At 63.7% G+C, this 16,801-nt stretch carries 15 protein-coding genes; 5 read left to right on the top strand and 10 right to left on the bottom strand.

The window, feature by feature from the left end; translation table 11 throughout:
- The first annotated feature begins 26 nt into the window (after window positions 1-26).
- Window positions 27-833, top strand: a complete 807-nt coding sequence (locus ACFSNN_RS36230) for a hypothetical protein (RefSeq protein ID WP_134463706.1) — start codon at window positions 27-29, stop codon at window positions 831-833.
- 24 nt (window positions 834-857) lie between these two features.
- Here the strand turns inward: ACFSNN_RS36230 and ACFSNN_RS36225 are convergent, their stop codons facing one another.
- From ACFSNN_RS36225 to dapA, 4 genes are all read right to left on the bottom strand, one after another.
- Window positions 858-1,292, bottom strand: a complete 435-nt coding sequence (locus ACFSNN_RS36225) for a bactofilin family protein (RefSeq protein WP_134463704.1) — start codon at window positions 1,290-1,292, stop codon at window positions 858-860.
- A 229-nt stretch (window positions 1,293-1,521) separates the two neighbouring features.
- Window positions 1,522-1,920 (bottom strand): hypothetical protein, encoded by a 399-nt coding sequence (locus tag ACFSNN_RS36220; RefSeq protein ID WP_134463702.1) that lies wholly within the window; start codon window positions 1,918-1,920, stop codon window positions 1,522-1,524.
- Window positions 1,913-2,899 carry a M23 family metallopeptidase gene (locus ACFSNN_RS36215; RefSeq protein ID WP_134463700.1) on the bottom strand — a complete coding sequence of 329 codons (987 nt, stop codon included), beginning with the start codon at window positions 2,897-2,899 and terminating at the stop codon, window positions 1,913-1,915. The genes ACFSNN_RS36220 and ACFSNN_RS36215 overlap by 8 nt, the downstream gene beginning before the upstream one ends.
- Before the next feature lie 440 nt (window positions 2,900-3,339).
- Window positions 3,340-4,263, bottom strand: coding sequence for a 4-hydroxy-tetrahydrodipicolinate synthase (gene dapA / locus ACFSNN_RS36210; RefSeq protein ID WP_134463698.1), 924 nt, complete (start codon window positions 4,261-4,263; stop codon window positions 3,340-3,342).
- 385 nt (window positions 4,264-4,648) lie between these two features.
- Between dapA and ACFSNN_RS36205 the strand changes: the two genes are divergently transcribed.
- Window positions 4,649-5,941: an aspartate carbamoyltransferase gene (locus ACFSNN_RS36205; protein WP_134463696.1), complete on the top strand. Its 1,293-nt coding sequence runs from the start codon at window positions 4,649-4,651 to the stop codon at window positions 5,939-5,941.
- Between the two features lie 54 nt (window positions 5,942-5,995).
- Here ACFSNN_RS36205 and ACFSNN_RS36200 read toward each other — a convergent pair whose 3' ends face one another.
- The 5 genes from ACFSNN_RS36200 to ACFSNN_RS36180 form a co-directional block, all read right to left on the bottom strand.
- Window positions 5,996-6,847: an alpha/beta hydrolase gene (locus ACFSNN_RS36200; protein ID WP_134463694.1), complete on the bottom strand. Its 852-nt coding sequence runs from the start codon at window positions 6,845-6,847 to the stop codon at window positions 5,996-5,998.
- Window positions 6,848-7,237: 390 nt separating this feature from the next.
- Window positions 7,238-8,419, bottom strand: coding sequence for a porin (locus ACFSNN_RS36195; protein WP_377690099.1), 1,182 nt, complete (start codon window positions 8,417-8,419; stop codon window positions 7,238-7,240).
- Between the two features lie 139 nt (window positions 8,420-8,558).
- On the bottom strand, window positions 8,559-9,866 hold the full coding sequence (locus ACFSNN_RS36190) for an MFS transporter (protein ID WP_166799361.1): 1,308 nt from the start codon (window positions 9,864-9,866) through the stop codon (window positions 8,559-8,561).
- A gap of 35 nt (window positions 9,867-9,901) precedes the next feature.
- Window positions 9,902-11,296 (bottom strand): M20/M25/M40 family metallo-hydrolase, encoded by a 1,395-nt coding sequence (locus ACFSNN_RS36185; RefSeq protein ID WP_134463688.1) that lies wholly within the window; start codon window positions 11,294-11,296, stop codon window positions 9,902-9,904.
- A 26-nt stretch (window positions 11,297-11,322) separates the two neighbouring features.
- Complete coding sequence (locus ACFSNN_RS36180) at window positions 11,323-12,918, bottom strand: carboxylesterase/lipase family protein (RefSeq protein ID WP_134463686.1); 1,596 nt, start codon at window positions 12,916-12,918, stop codon at window positions 11,323-11,325.
- A gap of 133 nt (window positions 12,919-13,051) precedes the next feature.
- On the opposite strand from ACFSNN_RS36180, the gene ACFSNN_RS36175 reads away from it, so the two are divergent.
- Window positions 13,052-13,981 (top strand): LysR family transcriptional regulator, encoded by a 930-nt coding sequence (locus ACFSNN_RS36175; protein WP_134463684.1) that lies wholly within the window; start codon window positions 13,052-13,054, stop codon window positions 13,979-13,981.
- Here ACFSNN_RS36175 and ACFSNN_RS36170 read toward each other — a convergent pair.
- Window positions 13,968-14,459 carry an Lrp/AsnC family transcriptional regulator gene (locus ACFSNN_RS36170; RefSeq protein ID WP_134463682.1) on the bottom strand — a complete coding sequence of 164 codons (492 nt, stop codon included), beginning with the start codon at window positions 14,457-14,459 and terminating at the stop codon, window positions 13,968-13,970. The genes ACFSNN_RS36175 and ACFSNN_RS36170 overlap by 14 nt on opposite strands.
- Before the next feature lie 339 nt (window positions 14,460-14,798).
- Between ACFSNN_RS36170 and ACFSNN_RS36165 the strand changes: the two genes are divergently transcribed.
- Together ACFSNN_RS36165 and ACFSNN_RS36160 are read left to right on the top strand one after the other, a co-directional pair.
- A complete protein-coding gene (locus ACFSNN_RS36165; RefSeq protein WP_134463680.1) occupies window positions 14,799-15,467 on the top strand; it encodes a haloacid dehalogenase type II in 669 nt (222 codons plus the stop codon).
- Window positions 15,468-15,611: 144 nt separating this feature from the next.
- Complete coding sequence (locus ACFSNN_RS36160; RefSeq protein WP_134463678.1) at window positions 15,612-16,709, top strand: phosphotransferase; 1,098 nt, start codon at window positions 15,612-15,614, stop codon at window positions 16,707-16,709.
- Window positions 16,710-16,801 lie beyond the last annotated feature (92 nt).

The following is a 16,801-nucleotide window of genomic DNA, read 5'->3' as shown; positions in this document are numbered from 1 at the left end:
CAGGCAGGTCAGGTGTTGGAGACTTCATGAAATTCGATGTGGCGACGTTTACTTCGCTGTGGTTGATCACGTTTCTGTGCTGCGCCTTGCTCACGACCGCGCTCTCGCGCATGTTCACGCGCGTGAGCGCGTTCCGCTTCTGGGCGGTCGGTTTCTATCTGCTCGCCGCGTCGTCGGCCTGCTTCACCCTGCATCTCACCTGGCGTCACGACGCGCTGCTGATCGCCACCGCGACGCTCGCGCTGCAAAGCCGCACGCTGATCTGGGCCGGCACACGCGAACTGTTCGGCGCGACGGCGCGGTGGCGCACGGGTCTCGCTGTCACCGCCGTGTTCTGCACGCTCTATGCCGGCGCGCTCATCTTCAAAGTGCCGACCGTGTTGCGCGCGGCCCTGCTCGTGGTGTTTTTTCTGCCGGTTCGCGCCGCCACGCTGTATGAAGTATGCCGCCGGCGCCGTCCGCACCTCGGGCCCGCTCGTCTGATCGCGATGATCGGCGGCACGATCGTTACGCTCAACACTATCGTGCCGCTCGTGCTCGTGCTGCTCGACCGCACCAATCTGTCGCTGCTGCTCGGCAATCCGCGGACCACGTCGGCGCTCTACGCCGTGGTGTTCGCGGGCGACCTGCTGCTGGCGAGCGGCCTGATCGTGCTGGCTTTCAGACTGCAGATCGTCGAGCGGGACATGCTCGCGACGCTCGAACGCGGTGCTCTGGAGCGTCTCGCCGCGAACCGCGAATTGCGCGCGCAACGCGATGGGCGCACCGCGCCCGGCGACCCGCTTGGCCACGACACGCCGACGCCACGCCAGTCGCTGCCTGGAACGGTCTGATTCGCCGGCTGGGCGCGGCGGCGCCTAACCGGCCTTGCGCTCTTCGAAGGCGCTGTCGGCCACCGACACCAGATGCGGCGTCGCCGCCTGCGCCGCGTCGCGCTTGGTGAGCTTGCCGTCCACCGAAGCGCCGCAATCCATCCGCAACTGCTGGTAGTAGATGTTGCCGGTCACATGCGCATTGCTCTGCAACTCGACGAAGTGATCGGCAATCACGTCGCCGACGATCCGGCCGTTGATCACGACGTCGTAACCGTGCACGCTGCCTTCGATCGAGCCACGGTCGCTCAGGACCAGCAGCGTCTGGCCGCCCGGCTCGCCGCTGACGTTGCCCGTCACGTGGCCGTCCATGCGCAGGCCGTCGCTGAACTGCAGGTCGCCGGTGATTCGCACGTCGTGCGCGATCAGGGTGGCGAGCTTGGTCTGCTGGATGCCCGCGGTTTTTTTCTTGTTGAACATTCTGGTTTTCCTGGAAATGAAAAGGGTCGTCGCGTGATGCTGGGCGGGGCGACGAGGCGGGGTGCGGCTGGTGCGGTTGGGTTGGGTTGCTTTGCTTGCTTTGCCGTTTGCCGTTTGCCGTTTGCGGTTCGCGGTTCGCGGTTCGCGGTTCGCGGTTCGCGGTTCGCGGTTCGCGGTTCGCGGTTCGCGGTTCGCGGTTCGCGGTTCGCGGTTAACCTATTTCGCCCGATTACCGGCGCAACGCCGCGGCGGATGCCGACGTCCGGCCTTTGCTCTGACCTCTCAGAAACTGCAATTCCGCGTTGAGCCGCGCCACCTCGGACGCGGCGCTGTCCGCCGCTTTCTGCACCGCGGCGCGCGCCGCCGTCTCTTGCGCCAGCGCGAGCCGCGCGCGGGTCAACTCGCTCTGCTTCGTTGCTTCGTCGACGGGCGCTGGACTGCACTGCGCCGGCGGCATGCCGGCGCGCCTCGCGTGCCAGCCCGTGAGCGCCGCCGCGCCCGCGCAGGCGCACAGGACACACGCCACGGCCCACACCGTTGCGCGAAACACCAGCGAGCGCGCGGGTCGAAGCGTGTAGGCGCGGTGGGTCAGACTGGCCGCGTCGCGCGGAAAGCGCCGCTCAGCCATGAGCCGTCGGCGCAAAGAGCGCGAGATAGGCCGCCGGATTGACTGGCGCGCCGTCGACGAGGACTTCGAAATGCAGATGCGGGCCAGTGGAACGGCCGGTCGAGCCGACATCGGCGATGTATTGCCGCGGCAGCACCAGATCGCCGACATGCACGACGATCCGTGACGCATGGCCGTAGCGAGTCATGAGCCCGTTGCCGTGATCGATTTCAACCGCGTTGCCATAGCCCGACTTCTCGCCGGCGAAGACCACGCGCCCACCCGCCGCCGCCAGAATCGGCGTGCCGGTTTTAGCGACCAGATCGAGCCCCGGATGGAAGCTCAACCGGTGCGTGAATGGATCGGTCCGATTGCCGAACGGCGACCCGAAGCGCGCGCCGTCGGCGGGCATGCGGCCCGGAAAGGCGGCATATGCGACGGCGTGATCGGCGGTCTGCCGTTCGAGCGCCGAGAGGGTCGCGGCCAGGCAATCCAGTTGCTGGCCGGTGCGTTCGGCATCGGCATGGCGGCCCAGCAAGGGCGCGAGGTCGCTACAGCGGCGCGGCGGCAAAGCTGGGCCGCCCTCGCCTTCGCCATCGGTGGCGGAGGTGTCCGGTTCGGACGCTGCAGACGCCGCATATGGTGCGGCGGGCGCCGCCGATGCGCGCGGCGCGGGCCGCGGCGTGTTCAGGCGCGCCTCGAAATCGCGCAAATCGCCGACCTGCGCCGTGAGTCGCGCGATGCGCGGTTCGATCTGCGCCATCGACGCGTTCAGCTTGCCGAGTTGGTCGATTGCATAGTCGTGCTCGACGCGGACCGCCGCCTGATCGCCGGCCCCGTGGCGCGCGGACCAGTGCGTACCGATCGCGACACCCGCGGCGAGCGCCAGCACGGCCGTGCCGCCGGCCGCGCCCAGGGCGAGCGTCAACGCGGTACGGCGCGTGACGAAACTGACCGAGCCGCTGGCAAGCCGGCTGCCGGCGCGAAACACGGAAGCCATCAGCGGCTCCTCGCGCGTGCCGGGTTCGCGGCGCGCGCCCGGCCGCGCGCGGCACGACGCATGCAAGAAACCGGCAACGCGCCCGGCACGCCGGCCGTGCGACACGTGCCAGGCGATTGCACGCCGCTCCAAGCGCGCGCCAAGCCCGCGGCGAGCGCCCGCCCGCGCGCGGCACGACACGTGGTCGAAACCGGCAACGCGCCAAGCGCGCCGACCGTGCGGCACGGACCGGGCGATTGCAGACAGGACAGAAGATCAGCGAACGGGGCTAACTGCATACGCCATCGACCGGATACGCGCCGGCCGCGATAATGACAGAGGGCGCCGATTATCCCCTGGCATCACGAAGCATCATCTCAAATACGGGACGATAGGACGATGTGCCACGCGCGGCGCGAATGCCGGGCACCGTACGCCCCCGTTTCGCCATGAGCGCCCGCTCAGACCAATACTTCGGTCTCCTGCGACTCGCTCCGTTCCCGTTCAGCCAGCGCTTCGAGCCGCTCGATCAGCGCACCGCTGGCGCGCGTCATCGGCATGCGCAGCTCGTCGCGTATCAGGCCTTGCGCGGCCAGCAGAGCCTTGACCGGCGCGGGATTCGGTTCGACGAACAGCGCCTCGATCAATGGCGCGAGCGCGTGGAAAATGCGTCGGCCGTCGGCGAGCCGCCCTGCCGCGAGCGCGCGATACATCTCGACGAAGCGCTCGGGCCGCACATGCGCGGACGCCGCGATCGCCCCGCTGCCGCCCAGGCACAGGGTGTTGAAAATATTGATGTCCTCGCCGGCAAGCACCTGCAAGCGAGCGTCGCGGATCAGCGCGAGCGTGGTGTCGAGCGAACCGGCGCAGTCCTTCACCGCCTGAATCCGCGGATGCGCCGCGAGCGTGAGCAACGTGTCGAGTTCGAGCCGCACTCCCGTTCGATACGGAATGTCGTACAGCACGACCGGCTTCTCGCTGGCATCGGCCAGCGCCATGAAGTGCGCGACGATGCCCGCCTGCGAAGGCCGGATGTAATACGGCGCGGCCATCAACACGCCGGCAAGCGGCAGCGCGTCCAGTTGCCCGATGCGCTCGCGCATGCTCGCCGTGTGATTGCCCGACACGCCGGCCACCACCGGCAGCGCTTGCCCATCCCGCGCGAGATGAGCGGCGGACTGCGCTTCGTCGAGAATCGTCGCCAGCACGGCGTCCTGTTCGGCGGCGTCGAGCGCGGCGGGTTCGCCGGTCGTGCCGAGCGCCACCAGCCCGGCGATGCCCGCGCCGGTATAGCGGCGCACCAGCGCGCGCAGGGCGGCGTGATCGACGGCGCCGTCGGCGAACGGCGTGATGAGCGGAACCCAGATACCCGAAAAAATAGACATGTCTTTACCTCGATGACGACCGTATCGATTCCGTCAGGCGGTGCGAGGGAGGAAAGACAGGAAATTGCCCAGGCGGGCGTTGACCGGCGGTTCCGTCGCACATCTGACGGAACAGCGAGCTCCGGTCAGATGAGCGGCTGTTTTTTGGCTTTGGCGCCGGCGTTCGAACCCCACGCGCGTGCGGCAACCACGCTCGCGTGAGCGAGACGTGCGGAGGTCGACGGGCGGAGTCTGAGCGTAGGGCCGGAATGCATGAGACGCAGTGTAACCGCGGCCGGCGCGGCTTGGCAAAGTCCATCGCGAAATTGCTTGACTTCTGCCGCAGGAAAACTAATATACGCACCGCGTACATCAGCCCGCCATTCCCTCTTCCGACAGGTGCCCCATGAGCGTCCCGCAACAAGCCTTCCTACGCGATGCGATGCGTCGCCTGAACATGACGCGCGACACGTTCGCGAGCCGCATCGGCGTGTCGCGCCGGGCGCTCGACACGTGGCTGCTGCCGGACGACTCGCAGGAATCGCGGGCCATGCCGGAGATTGTCGAGCGCTTCGTGTCGGAAATCGTGGTGCACGGCGAGCCGGGCGAAAAATATACGCAAAGCGTAGATTCGCAGTCGCTCGCCAGCCAGATGCTGTTCGAGGGCAAGCCACAGTTGCTCTCCGTGGATCAATTCTCGCGCGACTCGGTGGAAGCGCTGTTTCGCGTGGCCGACATCATGCAGCCGATCGCCCGGCGCCGCAAAATCTCCCGCGTGCTGGAAGGCGCGGTGCTCGGCAACCTGTTCTTCGAGGCCAGCACGCGCACCCGCGTGAGCTTCGGCGCGGCGTTCTGCCGGCTGGGCGGCTCCGTTTGCGACACTACCGGCTTCACGTTTTCGTCGATGGCCAAGGGCGAGTCGATTTACGACACCAGCCGCGTGATGAGCGGCTACGTGGACGCGCTGGTGATCCGCCATCCCGAGCAAGGCTCGGTGGCCGAATTCGCGCGCGCCACCAACGTGCCGGTGATCAACGGCGGCGACGGTCCGGGCGAGCATCCGAGCCAGGCGCTGCTCGACCTGTACACGATTCAGCGCGAGTTCTCGCGCCTGGGCAAGATCGTCGACGGCGCGCATATCGCGCTGGTCGGCGATCTCAAATACGGGCGCACCGTGCACTCGCTGGTCAAGCTGCTGGCGCTGCACCGCGGCATCAAGTTCACGCTGATCTCGCCGCCCATGCTCGAAATGCCGAGCTATATCATCGAGCAGATCTCGCGTAACGATCACGTGATCGAGCAGACCACCGACCTGAGCACCGGGCTGCGTGGCGCCGACGTGGTGTATGCCACGCGCATCCAGAAAGAGCGCTTCACCGACGAATCGTTCGAAGGCTACACGCCGGATTTCCAGATCAACCAGGCGCTGGTGGATAGCGTATGCGGCGCCGACACGCTGATCATGCACCCGCTGCCGCGCGACAGCCGGCCAGGCGCAAACGATCTGAGCGTGGACTTGAATCACGACTCACGGCTGGCGATCTTCCGTCAAACCGACAACGGCATTCCGGTGCGGATGGCGATTTTCGCGGTGCTGCTGGGGGTCGAGAAACTGGTCCAGCATTCCATGCGCGATGCGGCATGGCGCCCGCCCGCCTATCTCGGTCCGGACGACGCGGTGTTTCACGGCATCGATTGACGGATCATCGGGCGGCTTTTGAAACCGCCCCACTTCACACAGCGCACAGCCTCATCAAGCTGCGGCGCTTGGCGCCGTGGCCCCGTTGCGCTTGAACGCCCCGGCGAAAAACAGCACCTGGTATTGCACCGCGTTGGCCCAGTATTTCCAGGTGTGGCCGCCGGGCCGCTCCGCGTAGTCGTGCGGCACGCCGAGTTCGACGAGCCGCTCATGCAGCGTCCGGTTCGATTGCACCAGCGAGTCGTTCACCCCGCAGTCGATCGTGAGCGCGATATGCGCATTGCCGAAACTGCGCGCATTCTCGACGATCGCCTCGTTGTTCCAGAAGTCGGCGTGCCGCATCGGATCGCCAAATACCTGGTCGATGCCGGGCTCATCCTCGCAGCCACGCGGATCCACCGCGCCGCTGATGCTGCCCGCCGCGCCGAATTCATCCGGCCGGTCCAGCGCGATATGCAAGGCGCCGAAACCGCCCATGCTCAGGCCGGTAATCGCGCGCCCCTGACGTGTCGCGATCGTGCGGAAATGCGCGTCGACGTAACTCACCACCTCGGTTCCCACATAGGTTTCGTAACGGCTGTGCGGATCGACCGGACTGTCGATGTACCAGCTTTCGTGGCCGCCGTCGGGCATCACGAGTATCACGTGATAGCGGTCGGCTAACTTGCCGATCTGCGAATTCGTAGTCCAGTCGGTGTAGTCGCCGCCCGAGCCGTGCAGCAGATAGACGACCGGAAAGCGGTCGGCCGCCTTGCCGCGCGCGTATTGATCGGGCAGCACGACGGTCGCTTCGAGCGACTTATGCATAGCCGCGCTCGGAATGACGACGACCCGCGATTGGAACGCCCAGGCAGGCGCCGTAAAAAGCAGCGTCAGAATGAGCCAGAACGTACGAGCTTTATTCATGGTTTGTCGCGCTTCCCTTTCCAGAAGTCCGAAGAAAACTGTCCGGCATACGGCGGCAAAATTCTGTCGACGACTCTAGCAATGGCGACTTACAACCAAATTTCAGCGAAACATACGATCTCGTCAGCTTGGCGTAGCGGCAGGAGACGCGCCTTTCTGTATGAAAGATCTACGACGCGCGCGCCGTCAATGGTGGCCGCGAGATAGACCCGACCTTCCACTGTCGTCAGCTACGAGTGAGTAGACGGCGGGAATTACACCCGCGGCCCCTCGCGGAATCGGACGTGAACCTCTCGAATCATCCGGCTTCCATCAGCCAGCCACATGGCAAACATCCCGGTTTCCACCGGACGGCAACCCGTGCTTTCAGGCGTCACGCACACCAGTAAATTAGAACTTGTGTCGAACTCCCATGCGCACGACAGCCGCATGATCGTTGCTCGACGGCGTAAGCAGATTAACCGCGGCGACTGCGGTCGAATCGCGCGAATCGACACCCGAGGCCTTCTGATAAACCGCGATCGCGTAAATGTCCGTGCGCTTCGAGAGAGAGTAGTCGGCGCCCGCCGAAACCTGATGATAAGTGGCGGCCGGTTTCTCTCCTTTTGGCGTCGAAACACCGCCGCCATTCGTATAGTCGTAGGCTGCGCCCAATAGCAACGCGGGAGTCAGCTGATAGCTAGCATTTGCTTCGACGTTGTTGAACACCGCGGTGCCCGAGTAGCCGTGCGGGTTCGCGCCGGCCGAAAGATCGCCGAGACCGGCATAGCGAATGTTCGAATAAGTTACGCCGACCGTTGCCCCGCCAAAGGTATAAGCACCGGCCGCGGCCGCCACACTGTAGCTGTGAGCTGAGATGAACCCGGTCGTCACGGGAGAACTCAGCGCAACAGTGGCCGGCGTGACGGCGGTCGAGCTGCTGTTGCTGAAAAACCCGGCGTTCGGCGTACGCGCATTCAGGTATGCCGCGCCGATCCGGAGCGGGCCTCGCACGTAATTGGCGCCGACCGACCAGGCCTGATTGCCGGTCACCGAACCGGCAATGCCACCAGGCGCGTACATTCCGCTAAACGAAAGACCAGCGAAACTGCTGCTGGTGTATTTGATCGCGTTATTGGTGCGAATCGTATTGTTGAAATTGTCGAGGTCGCCCGGGTGAGCGGTGATATACCCGCCCCACTGGTCGCCGACAGCAAACTCACCCAACGAGGTCACCACCGAATCGTACTGTCGTCCAAGCATCAACGCACCGTACCGGTTGGACGACAGGCCCACGTATGCCTGCCTGCCGAACATCCGGCCGCCTTGCCCCAACGCGCCGGTATTGATGTCGAATCCATTTTCCAGCACGAAGATAGCGGCAGTGCCTCCGCCGAGATCCTCCCTGCCCTTCAAGCCCCAACGGCTGCCCTGAATAACCCCGCTCGACAGGTTATATAGCGCTTTTCCTCCCGCATTGGACTGGTAATTGATGCCTTCGTCGATCACGCCGTAGAGCGTGACCGATCCCTGTGCGTGGACCATTACCGGCAACGCCGCGGCCAGAACCCAAGCCAGACTTTTCTTGTTCAACTGGATCTCCATTTTTTAAGGACGTGTTGATCCGCGTGTGCCCAACGGGGACACGACGGCATAGCGCTAACAAAATCAGATTGATGGAACGATCGCGATCCCGGCGTCACTCACGGCGCCGGAACACTGGACAGGATGTTCAGCCGCTCAGCGGTTCCTCGACGTGCGGTCGGATGATGAGCAGCGAGAGCGTGGACAACAGAAGACCCGCGGTGATTGCGATGGCCGGGGCAAACCGGTTGCCGGTGAAGTCGGCCAGCCAGAGCGCCGCCGGTTGCGTCAGCCCGCCGAAGACGGCAACCGCGAGGCTGTAGACAGTGCCGGTTGCCGTGACGCGGATCGACTTCGGAAACAGCTCGGGTATCAGGGTCACCGAAGGCGAGCCCTGCAGCGTGTACGGAACGATCAACACGACGATCACCACGAACAGACGCGACAGGCTCGGCGCGCTGCTGAGCCACGCATACGCCGGGTAGAGGCTCGCGATCAGGATCAGGCGGCCCACGACGATTGGAAGCCTGCGTCCCACGGTATCGGCGATCTTTCCCGCCACCGGCGACAGCACCGCGAGGAGAACCCCGCTGGCGAGCGCGCACGCGTACGACCCAGTTTCGCCAAGCTTCAACGCATGGACGGCATAGGTGGGGATAAAGAAAATCACCATGTATGCGGTGATGGTGCCGCCCATCAGCAGGAGAATGCCGCCAAGCAGATTTCTGCCGTGGCCACTTAGCAAGGTGCTCAAAGGACGATGCGGTGCGCGTTGGCCGACGGGTTCCGTAACGGGCTCGAGTTCGCTGAGACGCCGGCGAATCAGCACGCCGGCCGGCAAAATCGCGGCACCGCAGAGAAACGGAATTCGCCATCCCCAGCCGTAGAGTGCGTCGGCAGGCAACGCGTATGAAAGCACCGTTGCGAAGGCCGCGCCGAGAGCGATGCCAATGCCCTGGCTGGCGAGTTGCCAGCTCGTGTACCACGCGCGCGATCCGCGAGGTGCGTTTTCCAGCAACACGACGGTGGAGGGACCCACTTCCCCGCCTGCCGAGAAACCCTGAATCAGCCGCGCGACGATCATGATGCACGGCGCCGCGATGCCGACCTCGGCATAGGTCGGCGCGAGGCCGACCATGCACGCGCCGAGCGCCATCAGAGTCAAGGTGAGCGTCATTGCGGCTCGCCGACCGGCGCGGTCGGCATAGATGCCGATCAGCACGCCGCCTAATGGGCGGACTAAAAAGCCGACACCGAAGGTCATCGCGGATAACAACAACTGGCCCTGCGCATTCAGCGGCGAGAAAAAGTTCTTACCGATCACGATCGCAAAGAAGCCGAATACCGTGAAGTCGAAAAACTCCAGCGCATTGCCGATCGTGGTCGCAACCAGCAGATTCGTTCGTGACGTAGCAGCGGGTTCATAGACCGGTATGTGGGTTGTTTGATTTTGCATTTGCATCTCCTGATCGGAGTGACGAACGAGTGGTGTCATGGCTTGTTGAAGGCCTCCACCGGGAAGCGGCTCAGTTCGTCGAGCAACAAGGCCCAGCCGCGCGTGCCCTCTCCGATCGAACTCAGGCGGAAGAATTCGTTCGGGGCGTGCACGTCTTCGTCGGGCAGGTTGTAGCCGAACATCAGCGTATCGACGCCTAGCATCTCCTTGAACACGGCCGTGATCGGCACGCTCGCGCCGAGCCGCACATGCACCGGCTTGCGGCCATATTCGCGTTGCAACACGGCCTGCGCAGCTCGCACGAGCGGATGGCTTTCCGCCAGTGTCGAGGCAGGCGCGCCGTTAAACTGGCTGACTATCTCCAGCTCGACGTCCTGGGGGCATGCTTCAAGCAGATGCTGCACGACGGCGCTCAATACCTGCTCTGAAGTCTGCCCTTCGACAATGCGCACGGTGATTTTCGCGCTCGCTGTGTGCGGAACGATCGTCTTCCCACCGAGCCCGGTATAGCCGCCCCACATGCCATTGACGTCGAGTGCGGGCCGAAGCGTGATCTGCTCGCGCACGCTGTAGCCCGGCTCGCCATGACGGCTCGCGCCAATCTCATCGAAGAAAGCGTTCACTTCGAACGGAAACGCTGCCGTCTCGGCCTTCTCACGCGCATTCGGCTCGCAAGCACCCGCATAAAATCCCGGCACCGCAACCGTACCATCGGGCCGGTGCAACGACGCGACGAGCGACGCCATTTCATGCAAGGCGTTGCGCACACAACCGCCATACCGTCCCGAATGGAGATCCTTGTCCGCTGTCCGCAGGCGAAATTCCAGTTGACCGCTCCCGCGCGCTCCCGTATTGATGGTGGGAAACGCCGCGCTGGCGCGACCACCGTCTGCGGACAATGCCGCATCCACCGACAACAACTCGCGATGACGTTTGATGATGGTCTTTAGCGTCGGGCTGCCGGTTTCTTCCTCGCCTTCCAGAAAAACCTTCACATTCACCGGACACGAACCGGACACTGCGAGAAACGCGGCGACCACTTCCATCGCGATCGTGGTCGAGCCTTTGACGTCCGACGCGCCTCGCGCATAGATGCGGCCATCCTCGTGAGTGGGTTCGAACGGTGGAGTACGCCACAAGTCGCCAGGTTCGGCGGGTTGCACGTCGTAATGGCCGTAGATCAGCACGGTGGGCTTGCCAGGTGCCCCGAGCCACTCGCCGAACACGGCCGGTTCGCCTCCGCCGTCCAGTTCGCGCACATTCGCGAGTCCCATCTCTCTGAGGCGCGCAAGCAGAAAGGCTCGGGCTTCACGCATATGAGGCGCGAACGCCGGATCGGTACTGACGCTGGGAATTCGCAGCAATGTGTCGAGCCGGGACAGTATGCCGGCGTGGCCGGCACTCAGATAGTCGATAACTTTTTGAATCATGGGTCGTCCAGTCTGGTACTGCAAGTTCAGTAGATCGCGGGGAATACGCCTTTGCCCCACAGCGTGCTGCATTTGTGCGACGTTTCGAACGCCGTGTTCGATGCGGTGATCGACGGAATTGTCAGTTCCACCATCGACCGGTCAGCCGGGCTCGCGTAGCGCGGCCAATTGGGCAGCGTGGCATCGGTCCTGTTTCCGTTCGGATTGCCATAGCGCGCGAAGTTGGCGAGATACGTCTTCATCTTTTCGCCGAGCACCTGCATTGCCGGATTGGTGCTGGCGGTGGCTACATCCGTGGGACCGAACCAGTACGTCGCATCGAGGCCATGCTGCGAACCGGGATAAAAGCTCGTTGGATTGCTGGGGAACGAAAGCGCAGGGTCGGTGAACTCCCAGCCATACACAGGCACCCAGGCCGATAGTTCATCACGGCGCGAGCTGTTGCCGCATCCATACATGGCGTCGCCCATCGCGCGAGCAAAACCCTGGGCCGGGACTGGATAGCTGGCGAGCGGATACGCGGCGTCGATCTGCGTCATGTCGTAGCCGGCCGGTGCAAGCGAGGCCAACGCCGGAAGATAAGCCGCAGCCGGCAGGATCGGCGGAACGAACAGGGTTCCTTCGTCGTACACGCCGCCGATCATCACCGGCACGCGGTTGAAGTTGCCCGCGGCAAACGCGAGAGAAGGCACCTGCGTGACGACGTGGCCGTCCACGGTGGGACGCCATTTACCAGACGCCTGGGCCGCGACGATATTGGTCGCGGATTGCGAGCGCAAACAGGCCACTACGTCCGGCGCGATCGAGCACCCCGTGGCCGCGATCAGCGTGTTGCCTTGTGCCGCGGCGTCGCTCGGTTGGAGGTTGGAATAAGGGCCGCCACCGCCGCTTTCCATCACCGCCTTATTGAATAGTCCCTTCGATGCCGGCGATTCGAGCAGCGTGAAGGTCGACGTCGCGCCGGCCGACAGTCCCCAGATCGTCACGTTGTCCGGGTCCCCGCCGAACGCGGCGATATTGTCGTGGACCCATTGGAGCGCTGCCTGTTGATCGAGCACAGCAAAATTGCCGAGGTTGGGGTCCCGAGTATTTGCCTGTAGCGCCGGGTTCGCCAGATAACCAAGGGCGCCCAGCCGGTAGTTGAAAGACACGTAGACGAGGTTGCCCTTGCTCGCGATCGTCGAACCGTCCACCTGGGCGCCGGAGCCCTGCACGAATGCGCCACCGTGGATATAGACGAGTACGGGCAGCTTGCTGCCGGGTGTGGCTGACACGGGCTTCTGAACGTTCAGGTAGAGGCAATCCTCCGACATCTGGTCTGCTGTGATGTCGTTGTTCGCCACGGGCTGCGGACAGGCTTTGCCGTACGCAGTGGCGTTGAGCGTGCCGCCACGCTGCACCGCGGGTTGCGGAGGACGCCACCGCAGGGCGCCGGCGGGCGGTTGGGCGTACGGCACGCCCAGATAGGAAACCAAGTTGCCGTTTTCGGTCCCTGTAATCGGGCCTTGTTTCGTCGAGACGGCCGACGGCTGAAGGCCGCCGGCCGAACCTCCGCCCCCGCATGCCACGAGCGAATGGACCGCCAGTGTGGCGATGACTGTTCTGAAGCGTGTGAATTTCATGTCTCCTCCTTGTGTCTCGTTGTTTCAACGTGACCCAAAGAGTAAAAATCCGAAATCCATGTGTCCAATGCATTGTTTTTCTAATTATGATTACATTGTCTGATACCTAGTTGCCAAAGGAGACTTGCAGCAAATGAACCTGCACCACCTCATGCATTTTCTGGCGGTCGCGGACACCGGTTCGTTCAGCCGCGCATCTGAACTCGTGCATCTCACACAACCGGCGTTGAGCCGCAGCATCCAGATGCTCGAACAGGATCTGGGCGCGCGTTTGATTGACCGGATCGGCAAGCGCAACGAACTGACACCGTTCGGCGTGGCGGTGGCGGAAAAGGCGCGGCGGATCGTGTCGGAAGCTGTCGATCTCAAACGCACCGCCGAGTTGTTGAGTCAGGGCGATGGCGGCGTGCTCAGACTGGGGCTTGGATACGCGCCGAACGCGATGTTCGCGGGGCCTTTGCTCACCTACATGCTCGGCCACTATCCGCAAGTCGGCGTGCATCTCTCCACGACGAGTCCCGAGATACAGCTCGCCGCGCTTCGCGAGCGCGCGCTCGACGCATTGCTGGTGCATTCACGCGCGGTGCATCCTCACGACGATCTGCACATAGATCTGATCGGTACAGTGCAATCGGGATTCATGTGCCGGCGCGGGCACCCATTGGCGCGTCGTCGCAAGGTTAGCTTCGACGAGATCGTCAATTTTCCGGTTGTCTCCACGATGCTCAGCGACGAGGCGACGCGCACCCTGGTGGAGCAATTCGGTCCGTCGGCTCACGCGGGCCGGCTGCTGCGAGCGTCTGCCGACTCGGTGGCTGCCCTCGTCGAAGCGGTGAACGCCACCGACGCCATTTTTCTCGGCGCGTTGGGCACCGCGCGGGCGTCGCTCGAAAAAGGAGAGTTGGTGTTGGTCAAGCTGGACCGGCCGCTCCAGATCGACGCGCCTTATGCCTTCGTCACGCTGGCCGGGCGGACCCAGTCGCCCGTGCTCGAAAAGGTTCTGGCGTTCTGCACGGAACTGGTCGCTCAGAAAATAAAGATTGCGAGCCTCACTTCGCGGTAAAGAGCGCGTCGAGACGCCAGCGCTTCCTGACGATGGGCGACTCCACAATCACGTAGCTGAAGTACGTCTGGATCCCGATGTCGCGCTCGAGCAGCCCCTCGATCACGCTGTGGTAGTGCCCGACGTCGCGCGTCACGAACTTGAGCAGATAGTCGTAGCCGCCCGTCGCGTGATGGCACTCCATGATCTCGTCGATGTCGCGAATGGCGTCGATAAAACGCACGAAGTCTTCGCGGCGATGATCCGCGAGTGTGATCTTGGCGAACACGATCTGGACGTCGCCGAGCTTCTCGATCTTCAACAGCGCGCCGTAACCCGCGATGAAGCCGGCCGTCTCGAGCCGTTTGACGCGCGTCAGGCACGGGCTGGGCGACAGTCCGACAGCGTCGGACAGTTCCACGTTGGTCATGCGGCCGCGCATTTGCAACTCGGCGAGAATGCGCAAGTCCAGCCGGTCGAGTGTGCAATCCGTTTTCATCCCCGCCCTGCCTCCTTTCCGTCAGGCGCCTCCACACGAGCGCCTCGGCGTACTCCACGATCGCAATAGTAGCCCGACACGCACGCCCGACGATAAGACGATCCTGCTATTTGTTCCTGATTTTGCAGCGCGTCACGTCTCGCCGCAGGAACTGCCGTGAATCCCCTCAACAACGGGTAAAAAGCTGTTTTTTTCCGTCATCAATTCGGTGTAGTAGCGAAGTCATTCCCGTTTAAATTTCATCTACCGACATTTCCGTCGGTGCTTGCCCGAACCGGTGTGCGGCAAGCCCTTCATTCAAGAGTCCCTTGGGATTCGTCACTCATCGAGACTGAAGACATGATCGACTTCGAGCCGAAATTCATCACGTTCGACTGCTACGGCACCCTCGTCAACTTTCGCATGGCCGACATGGCGCGCGAAATCTACGGGAACCGGCTCCACGGCGACGCGCTGGAAAACTTCGTCAAGCTGTTCGCCGCCTATCGCCGCGACGAAGTGCTCGGCGCCTGGAAACCCTACCGCCAGGTCGTCCTGAACGCCGTGCGCCGCACCTGCGAACGCACGGGCGTGCCGTTCGCCGAAAGCGAGGCCGAAAAGTTCTACCTGGCAGTGCCGACGTGGGGCCCGCATCCGGACGTCCCGGAAGGTCTCTCGCGCCTCGCGAAGAAATACAAGCTGGTGGGCCTGACCAACGCGGACAACGCGCAGATCGCGAGCAACATCGAAAAGCTCGGGGCTCCGTTTCACGCCGTCATCACGGCCGAAGATGCCCAGGCCTACAAGCCGCGCATGCAAGGCTTCGAATACATGTTCAGGAAGCTCGACGTTCAGCCTCACGAAATCCTGCACGTCTCGTCGAGCCCGCGCTACGACCTGATGACCGCGCACGATCTCGGCATCGTCCACAAGGCGCACGTGCTGCGCGGCCATGAACCGGAAGCGCCGGAATACGGTTATACGGCCGTCCGGAGCATCGTCGAACTGGCCGAGCAGCTTGGCCTGTAAGCAATTTGCGCCTCCTTGACCGCCGTGTTCGACGGCGGGCCGGGATTCGCATCGCGCGACCGATCCGACGCCTGTCCCCACGTTGACAGCGCGTCGGAAACGTCCTGCCCTACCGCAGCCCACTCTTCTCGCGCCGTATTGCCCATGTTCACGCCCAGCACTTCTGCAAGCTTATGCACAACGTCCGCCGTTGCGCTCGATACCCTGTTGGGGAGCAGCCTGTCGGTCGGCTTTTCACGCCTGAATACATTCGATGCGCTCGCGATCACCCGCAGTGTTTACGGCATCGACGGCGCGGCTACACGGTTTGCGACCGAGAAGGACGACACCTTCCGCATCGACGCAAGCGACGGCGCGCGATACGTACTGAAAATCTCGAACCCCGGCGAGACGCCCGAAGAACTCGACTTGCAGGTCGCCGCAATGCGCCATGTTGCCGCCGTCGCGCCGGACTTGCCGGTGCCGCGCGTGCTGCCGGGTATCGACGGACAATTCGTCGTACCCGTGACGTCGCCCGCGCAGCCGTATCGTACGGCGCGGCTCTATAGCTACCTCGAAGGCATGCCGCTGGATGCGCTGAGCGGGAGCGCCGCGGTCGATCATTACGCGATCGGCGAGATGCTGGCGCGACTGCAAGCGGCCATGGCCGGTTTCCATCATCCGCACCAGCACCGCGTACTCGCGTGGGACGTCAAGCATCTGGCGAATCTAACGGGGCTGCAAACACATATCGCCGATCCTTCGCATCGCGCCTTTATCGCGGAGGCGTTCGCACGCTTCGCCGCGATCGAGCCGGCCCTGCGGCAATGTCCCGCGCAGGTCGTACACAACGACTTCAACCGCTCGAATATCGTCGCCAACCCGGGCGACCGGAACTTCGTCAGCGGAATCATCGACTTCGGCGACACCGTGCACACGGCAGTAGCGATCGACGTCGCCACGGCGGTAATGAACCAGTTTCCGCTCGACTTCGATGCCAACGGCCCGCACGACCTGTTCGCCGACGCGCGCGACCTGCTGCGCGGCTATCTCGCGCGTGCCGAACTCAGCCGCGACGAACTGCTGCTGATTCCGCACCTGGCCATGGCGCGCGTCGCGGCGCGCGCGTTGCTGACCTCATGGCGCGCCACGCTGTTCCCGGAAAACGAAGCCTACATCCTGCGTTTCACACGGCCGGGATGGGAGCATTTGCGCTGGTACATGCAGCGCGACCCTGAGACTGTTTCCAACGCCTTGCTCTAGTTCTTCCATCGCACCGCTCACCACACCGATCCTGACCGCCCTATGAATATCACCACCCCGTCGCAGCCGGCCGCTCAAACCGAGGCCGCCGC

Origin of the sequence: Paraburkholderia dipogonis (genome assembly GCF_042680985.1) — a bacterium.
GTDB classification, from domain to species: domain Bacteria; phylum Pseudomonadota; class Gammaproteobacteria; order Burkholderiales; family Burkholderiaceae; genus Paraburkholderia; species Paraburkholderia phytofirmans.
Note: the sequence above shows the minus strand (reverse complement) of the source record. Positions and strands in the feature narration are given on the sequence as shown.

Coding starts and splice junctions, on each gene's coding strand:
- ACFSNN_RS36230 (WP_134463706.1), top strand. CDS start 27: ATGAAATTCGATGTGGCGACGTTTACTTCGCTGTGGTTGATCACGTTT.
- ACFSNN_RS36225 (WP_134463704.1), bottom strand. CDS start 1,292: ATGTTCAACAAGAAAAAAACCGCGGGCATCCAGCAGACCAAGCTCGCC.
- ACFSNN_RS36220 (WP_134463702.1), bottom strand. CDS start 1,920: ATGGCTGAGCGGCGCTTTCCGCGCGACGCGGCCAGTCTGACCCACCGC.
- ACFSNN_RS36215 (WP_134463700.1), bottom strand. CDS start 2,899: ATGGCTTCCGTGTTTCGCGCCGGCAGCCGGCTTGCCAGCGGCTCGGTC.
- dapA (WP_134463698.1), bottom strand. CDS start 4,263: ATGTCTATTTTTTCGGGTATCTGGGTTCCGCTCATCACGCCGTTCGCC.
- ACFSNN_RS36205 (WP_134463696.1), top strand. CDS start 4,649: ATGAGCGTCCCGCAACAAGCCTTCCTACGCGATGCGATGCGTCGCCTG.
- ACFSNN_RS36200 (WP_134463694.1), bottom strand. CDS start 6,847: ATGAATAAAGCTCGTACGTTCTGGCTCATTCTGACGCTGCTTTTTACG.
- ACFSNN_RS36190 (WP_166799361.1), bottom strand. CDS start 9,866: ATGCAAAATCAAACAACCCACATACCGGTCTATGAACCCGCTGCTACG.
- ACFSNN_RS36185 (WP_134463688.1), bottom strand. CDS start 11,296: ATGATTCAAAAAGTTATCGACTATCTGAGTGCCGGCCACGCCGGCATA.
- ACFSNN_RS36180 (WP_134463686.1), bottom strand. CDS start 12,918: ATGAAATTCACACGCTTCAGAACAGTCATCGCCACACTGGCGGTCCAT.
- ACFSNN_RS36175 (WP_134463684.1), top strand. CDS start 13,052: ATGAACCTGCACCACCTCATGCATTTTCTGGCGGTCGCGGACACCGGT.
- ACFSNN_RS36170 (WP_134463682.1), bottom strand. CDS start 14,459: ATGAAAACGGATTGCACACTCGACCGGCTGGACTTGCGCATTCTCGCC.
- ACFSNN_RS36165 (WP_134463680.1), top strand. CDS start 14,799: ATGATCGACTTCGAGCCGAAATTCATCACGTTCGACTGCTACGGCACC.
- ACFSNN_RS36160 (WP_134463678.1), top strand. CDS start 15,612: ATGTTCACGCCCAGCACTTCTGCAAGCTTATGCACAACGTCCGCCGTT.